A 5,982-nucleotide genomic window follows, 5' to 3' on the forward strand; every position below is an offset into this window, starting at 1 on the left:
GACATGAGTAGCGACAAAGGGGGTGAGAGACCCCCTCGCCGAAAATCCAAGGGTTCCTGCTTAAAGCTAATCTGAGCAGGGTAAGCCGGCCCCTAAGGCGAGGCCGAAAGGCGTAGCCGATGGGAACCAGGTTAATATTCCTGGGCCAGAAGGAAGTGACGGATCTCGAAGGTTGTTCATCCTTATCGGATTGAATGGGCAGCTTAGAGGTTCCTGGAAATAGCCCTTCATGAGACCGTACCCTAAACCGACACAGGTGGATAGGTAGAGTATACCAAGGCGCTTGAGAGAACGATGTTGAAGGAACTCGGCAAAATACCTCCGTAAGTTCGCGAGAAGGAGGCCCAGTTTCTACGCAAGTATTGACTGGGGGCACAAACCAGGGGGTGGCGACTGTTTACTAAAAACACAGGGCTCTGCGAAGTCGCAAGACGACGTATAGGGTCTGACGCCTGCCCGGTGCCGGAAGGTTAAAAGGAGGTGTGCAAGCACCGAATTGAAGCCCCGGTAAACGGCGGCCGTAACTATAACGGTCCTAAGGTAGCGAAATTCCTTGTCGGGTAAGTTCCGACCTGCACGAATGGCGTAACGACTTCCCCGCTGTCTCCAACATCGACTCAGCGAAATTGAATTGCCTGTCAAGATGCAGGCTTCCCGCGGTTAGACGGAAAGACCCCGTGCACCTTTACTACAGCTTCGCACTGGCATCAGGCACAACATGTGCAGAATAGGTGGTGGGCTTCGAAGCAGGGACGCCAGTTCCTGTGGAGCCTCCTTTGAGATACCACCCTTGTTCTGCTTGATGTCTAACCGCGGTCCGTTATCCGGATCCGGGACCCTGCGTGGTGGGTAGTTTGACTGGGGCGGTCGCCTCCTAAAGCGTAACGGAGGCGCGCGAAGGTTGGCTCAGAGCGGTCGGAAATCGCTCGTTGAGTGCAATGGCAGAAGCCAGCCTGACTGCGAGACTGACAAGTCGAGCAGAGTCGAAAGACGGCCATAGTGATCCGGTGGTCCCGAGTGGAAGGGCCATCGCTCAACGGATAAAAGGTACGCCGGGGATAACAGGCTGATACTGCCCAAGAGTCCATATCGACGGCAGTGTTTGGCACCTCGATGTCGGCTCATCTCATCCTGGGGCTGGAGCAGGTCCCAAGGGTATGGCTGTTCGCCATTTAAAGAGGTACGTGAGCTGGGTTTAGAACGTCGTGAGACAGTTCGGTCCCTATCTGCCGTGGGTGTAGGATACTTGAGAGGAGTTGCCCCTAGTACGAGAGGACCGGGGTGAACGATCCACTGGTGGACCAGTTGTCGTGCCAACGGCAGTGCTGGGTAGCTATGATCGGAAAGGATAACCGCTGAAGGCATCTAAGCGGGAAGCCCCCCTCAAAACAAGGTATCCCTGAGGACCGTGGAAGACTACCACGTCGATAGGCCGGAGATGTAAGCATGGTAACATGCTCAGTTGACCGGTACTAATGGTCCGATAGGCTTGATTTGATCCAGTAGAAGACAAATCTACTGATAAATCAAAAGCATACACAAAAGTGTACCAACTTGGATATTTGGAAAACCAAATTCGGGCTCAAGTAGCCGAAGGCGGTAGCCCAAATAAAATTGGATTTTTACTCGGTTTGGTGGTCATAGCACAAGTGAAACACCCGGTCCCATCCCGAACCCGGCCGTTAAGCACTGTCGCGCCAATGGTACTGCGTCTTAAGACGTGGGAGAGTAGGTCACCGCCAAACCTAGTAAAAATCCAACCTATCCTCTCAATACGATCACATAAATCAAAAAACGCCCTTCGCACAAAAGCGAGGGGCGTTTTTGCTGTTGGCAAGGCTAATAATTAATTGGGAAGAGCTGTAATCTCATGGCCATTAACGGAAACAGCCTAGCGTAATAATCTGCGACCTAAGCCCTCGATAACTCAGGTAACAGCTGGCTATCATGAATTCTGAGGATTGCTGTCTCCGTATCTAGGGCACTTTCGAGGATCGCCGAAAGCCAGTTACGTTGGCCGTCCCGAATTATCCCCGGCTCATCGACACCTTGAAAAAGATTCAAATCTCGTTCGAACGACTTCAGTCGTATCCAACTCAAAAATCACCCACATTATATGACTTTGCCCCAATGAGTTGGGCGCTGAAACTGCCAAGGGAGCATTCGAATGTGGAGGAGTTAATGATCTTGCTGAGAGAAACCTGCATTATTGAAGCTGCCGAGAATACCGCATCAGAACGGTTTCAAGACCAGGGTTCGGGCGGCCCAGGCTACCGTTTGAGCGGTGATCAAGGGACACACCAACACGGTCACCATTTTCCCGATAGATACCGGCCTCCAGACCTGATCGAAATTCCAATGGGTAACCGAGTACAGGACCGGTTTCACCCCGGATCCAACGGCCGGGCATGAAGCTGAGCTCAGCATAGGCGTGGCCTTCTGCGGTTGTAAACTCATTGACCGCTCCGGCGCCGATCCAGACATCTCCATGGGTATCTACTGACAGGCCAAATGCGGGACGGAAGGGACCGAAGGAGACGGGGGCATCGATCCGGTAATAGGCTTCCTGCCCGATCACATCCGCCTCAAACACCAATTGGCCAGCAGATACTGTGTGGCGCACCCCACTCCAGACAGCGCTCATGCAACCCCGGTCACAGTGATTGACCGCCATGTCAATCAACCCCGTCAGCAGAAACACAACCGCTAAAGTACCATCCATGAGAGCGTCCTTTCAAAACAGAGAGTTAGGGTAAATGCCCTGATTTGTCACCCTTCTGCTGGCTGCGAAAGAAATATGACAGTTTTTTGCCATACCCCCTTGTGGTTCCGAACGCGCAGGCGTATATCAGCCCCACTGTCGCGGGATGGAGCAGCCCGGTAGCTCGTCAGGCTCATAACCTGAAGGTCGTAGGTTCAAATCCTACTCCCGCAACCAAAATATGCAAATAAATCAAATGCTTAAGACGATGGTACCATAGTACCATCGGCCTTTTGCGCGTTTACGTCAACACCACGTCAACAATGCACAAGGGCTTACCCCAAGCAGCGGCCTGATCGGCCGGAAGGTGGCAGGACCGATATTTCCGCGCAAAATACTACGAGATCAGTAGTGCGCGACGTTTCTTGACTGATTAACCAAGCTAATCTAAGGATTTACCAGCCAAACAGATTTTGCTTTGATTTCCGTTTACCAAGTGGTTTATTGAGAATTCAAATCCTGCCTTTCAGGATGACCAAACGCAGGGCTTATGCTGCAAAATGTTAGACGAACGTAAACGTTACTTACCCGCCGCATTTTCAACGCAACTGAGAAATTTGACTTCTTTCTTACCGGCGGCAGCAATGACAGTGCTGGTCGCCAGTGGGCCGGCAAATGCTGCCGAGCCTGTTGGAAAAGTCGTGTTCGGCGCAGGTTTTAATGACGCTTACGGCGCAAATCTTCGGTTTGGATTGACCCACAATCAATTCCTTGGTCGAGATCAAACGATTGATGTGGGTGCACAGGTTGGTGAAGACGGTGCACGATATCAGTTGTTCTATAACAATGAAAAGCTGAGTGGTGGCAATCCTGTTCTCGGGGTGAGTGCTTTTTTCACTCAGAAGTTCAGTGGTGACTTGTTTCACTTTGAGTCCCAGAGGGTGGGCGTGACGCCATCGCTAACTTGGCGCCTGAACGAAGACTCATCTTTGAAAGTGCTGGCAAAAATGGGCGCTGATGATCTGAATGGCTTCGCGCCGGATGCAAGCTCGCTCATCACCGCCGAACCGGATTCACGTCAGTACGTGGGGCTTGGGGTGGCGTATTCCCGCCAGCTGGGTGGTTTTGGCTTAGACCTTGCCACCCTTCTTCAGGGCACTAGTGAAAACCAAACCATGCTGAAAACCACCGCTGCATTGTCGGGTGGTACGACCGCAGGGCCAGCAGAGCTTGAGATGCGACTTAAGGGCGGTACGATCAAAATGCTTGATCGACAAAGCTCGGTTTTGGATCGGTTCCTTATTGGCGGCAACGGGTTGCGCGGATTCGCATATGGCGGACTTGGACCGCGTGACACCCGCACTTTAGACAATCAGGCCTTGGGTGGTACCAATTTTGCATCGCTACAGCTTGATGCGCGCTTTCCCGGAATGATCAGTGCGGCGCCCAATATTGTGCTTGGCGTGTTTTTCGATGCGGGTGCCGTTTGGGGGCTGGATGCCTCTGCTGCGGATCTATCGGGGCGCGCTTTGGTGGATGATGGGTTCGACCTTCGCAGCGCGGCGGGTGTGACGCTGGGCTACGCGGTGGACGCTGGGCGTCTTGAGATGAGCCTTGGGGGAGTGCTTAGCTCACGTTCGTTCGATGAGAAACAGCAATTACAAATAGCCTTTACGGCTGATTTTTAGGACGCAAATAGGCTGGAGAAGTTCGTTGAACGTGTTTGATACCCCCAAGGCCCCCACAAAAAGCGTATATTCTGTGTTCATCGCGCGGTTGATGACGCTAGGTGTTGTTGCCTCAACCGTTGCGGGCTGCGCTGAACCGATCAAGTTTGACGACACGGCTCAAGAGCTTGTTGCACGGATCGAAAAAGACGGCCCCAAAGTCCCATTGGCCGCCGCCATCGAAGACCGCGAACCGTCGGAAAATGGATCTTTGTTGGCGTATGCCAAGGTGGTCAGTGAGAATACCCCAAGCGTCCGCGCGGCGCGCCGCGAAGTGCTGGCGGCGCAAGAGCGTGTCGCCGAGTTGAAGCGCGGTTTCGGGCCACAGGTTTCCATTGAGGTCAGGCAGACAACAACGGATCAGGAGATCATCGAGTCTTCAAATCCTTCCTTTGAAGGCAACCAGTCGCAATACGACTCTTTAGATTCGTCTTTGATTGTGCGACAGCGCCTTGTCGATTTGGCGGCATCGGCGGATGTGGCGGCTGTGCGGGCTGAATTGAGGGCGCGAGAGGCCGAATTCGCCGAGGCGCAGCAAGATGCGTTCGATGAGGTGTTACGCCTGACGCTGGACGCCTCGGAAGCCCTAGAGCGCTATCGCCTCGCCGCAGCCGAGGTGCGCTATTACGCAGCGCGCAGCGACTCTGAGCGGGATGCAGTGTCGGCTGGTGAAATGCGGGCATCAAAGCAATCGGAAACACGTGCACAGATGGCGCGGGCCCGCAGTGAAATGCGGATATCAGCGGCTGACTACCGGATTCGTGTGGATCGGTTGTGTCGTTTGTCTTCGGCGGCTGAGTGCCCACTTCCCCAAGCGGTCAGCCTATCGCAAGCCCTGCCGCAGCCTCAGCCATTGACGGCTGAGGAAATTGCGGCTGTAGCGGAAAGCCCGGCGCAATTGGCCTTGCAAGCGTCCACAGACGCCGCCTTGCGCGAGGTCGATCGCGCAAGAATGGGGATGCGCCCGCGCCTAGCGTTAGAGCTTGAGGCAAGGATGCGGGACCGTGGCGGATCGCTGTTTGATGGATCAAGTGAAACGCAGACAGCAGATTTGGGGCTCGTGTTCGAATGGGATCTGTTTACCAGCGGAAGTAAACGCAGCGCCATTCGCCGCGAATTGAACGAGGCACTGTCTGTTGATCTGCAGCGCGAAGCACGTTTGCGCGAAGGGATCGGCACCCTGGAAACCGCGCACTCGGCTTTGATGGCGCTGTGGCAGAATGATCGCGCGCTGGCCACGGTTGTCGGGTTGCAGGCGCAGGCCTTGGGCGAGGTGCGCAAGGAACAAGCCGCAGGCGGCGCCACGTCGGTGGACGTGCAGTCGGCGTGGTTAGAATTGACCAGACTGGAAACGCTGCGTCAGCGCACAAGGCGCAGTTTTGTGGCGGCCACTGTGGCGCGCGAACGCGCCACTGGGAATTTGAATACTGCAACGATTGAATTGGTTGAACGAGTGCTATCGGACGGACGGCTTCGCGCTCAGGTCTACGGAATGCGTAGATAACATACAAAAGGCGCAAGCCTATTCGGCATCAAGCGATGCAGGGGGAAAAG

At 54.4% G+C, this 5,982-nt stretch carries 3 protein-coding genes, 1 tRNA gene and 2 rRNA genes (1 of these 6 cut by a window edge); 5 read left to right on the forward strand and 1 reads right to left on the reverse strand.

Going from position 1 to position 5,982, the window contains the following annotated elements; genetic code table 11:
* A 23S ribosomal RNA gene (locus XMD517_RS11275) occupies window positions 1-1,497 on the forward strand; it begins 1,334 nt to the left of the window's first position.
* 133 nt (window positions 1,498-1,630) lie between these two features.
* Window positions 1,631-1,745: ribosomal RNA gene (rrf, locus tag XMD517_RS11280) — 5S ribosomal RNA — on the forward strand.
* A gap of 461 nt (window positions 1,746-2,206) precedes the next feature.
* Here the strand turns inward: rrf and XMD517_RS11285 are convergent.
* Complete coding sequence (locus tag XMD517_RS11285; RefSeq protein WP_173488013.1) at window positions 2,207-2,722, reverse strand: acyloxyacyl hydrolase; 516 nt, start codon at window positions 2,720-2,722, stop codon at window positions 2,207-2,209.
* Between the two features lie 139 nt (window positions 2,723-2,861).
* On the opposite strand from XMD517_RS11285, the gene XMD517_RS11290 reads away from it, so the two are divergent.
* The 3 genes from XMD517_RS11290 to XMD517_RS11300 all read left to right on the forward strand — a co-directional run bounded on the left by XMD517_RS11290 (window position 2,862) and on the right by XMD517_RS11300 (window position 5,932).
* Window positions 2,862-2,938: transfer RNA gene (locus XMD517_RS11290), tRNA-Met, on the forward strand.
* Window positions 2,939-3,261: 323 nt separating this feature from the next.
* Window positions 3,262-4,389, forward strand: coding sequence for a BamA/TamA family outer membrane protein (locus XMD517_RS11295; protein ID WP_173488012.1), 1,128 nt, complete (start codon window positions 3,262-3,264; stop codon window positions 4,387-4,389).
* A 31-nt stretch (window positions 4,390-4,420) separates the two neighbouring features.
* Entirely contained in the window at window positions 4,421-5,932 is a 1,512-nt protein-coding gene (locus XMD517_RS11300) for a TolC family protein (RefSeq protein ID WP_371732389.1), read from the forward strand.
* Window positions 5,933-5,982: the final 50 nt, after the last annotated feature.

The sequence above is a fragment of the Aliiroseovarius sp. xm-d-517 genome (assembly GCF_013283135.1).
Taxonomy (GTDB): Bacteria; Pseudomonadota; Alphaproteobacteria; order Rhodobacterales; family Rhodobacteraceae; genus Aliiroseovarius; species Aliiroseovarius crassostreae.

Bases quoted from the DNA above. Each gene is read 5' to 3' on its own strand.
- XMD517_RS11285 (WP_173488013.1), bottom strand. From the start codon at position 2,722: ATGGATGGTACTTTAGCGGTTGTGTTTCTGCTGACGGGGTTGATTGAC.
- XMD517_RS11295 (WP_173488012.1), top strand. From the start codon at position 3,262: ATGTTAGACGAACGTAAACGTTACTTACCCGCCGCATTTTCAACGCAA.